Below are 435 nucleotides of genomic sequence, written 5' to 3'. Positions count from 1 at the left end.
TGAGTAGATTTTAGGTGACGGGTGGTGACAATGAGTCCGTGTCGAGCGCTGATTTTTTCGGCCTTTAGAGCGAGATTTATACAATAGAATTTGGCATGAGATTGGATTGCTTTTAGTCAGCCTCTTATAGCCTAAAGTCTTTGAGTGACTAGATGACATATCATGTAAGTTGCTGATAGGTTTCCAGTTTTCCGCTCCTAGGTCTGCATATTGTACTTTTCCTCTTACTCGACTTAACCAGTACCAACCCAGCTTCTCAACGGATTTATACCATGGCACTTTAAAGCCAGCATCACTGACAATGAGCGGTGTGGTGTTACTCGGTAGAATGCTCGCAAGGTCGGCTAGAAATTGGTCATGAGCTTTCTTTGAACATTGCTCTGAAAGCGGGAACGCTTTCTCATAAAGAGTAACAGAACGACCGTGTAGTGCGAC

The 435-nt window shown here is 43.9% G+C and carries 1 protein-coding gene; it reads right to left on the bottom strand.

Going from position 1 to position 435, the window contains the following annotated elements:
• A partial coding sequence (locus IMQ56_RS16935) for a transposase (protein WP_196035537.1) occupies positions 1–435 on the bottom strand: 435 nt, incomplete at both ends.

This window comes from Enterobacter sp. Res13-Sevr-PEC09-46, assembly GCF_015672585.1.
GTDB classification, from domain to species: Bacteria; Pseudomonadota; Gammaproteobacteria; order Enterobacterales; family Enterobacteriaceae; genus Enterobacter; species Enterobacter hormaechei_C.
This window is presented reverse-complemented; position numbering and strand designations above follow the sequence as displayed.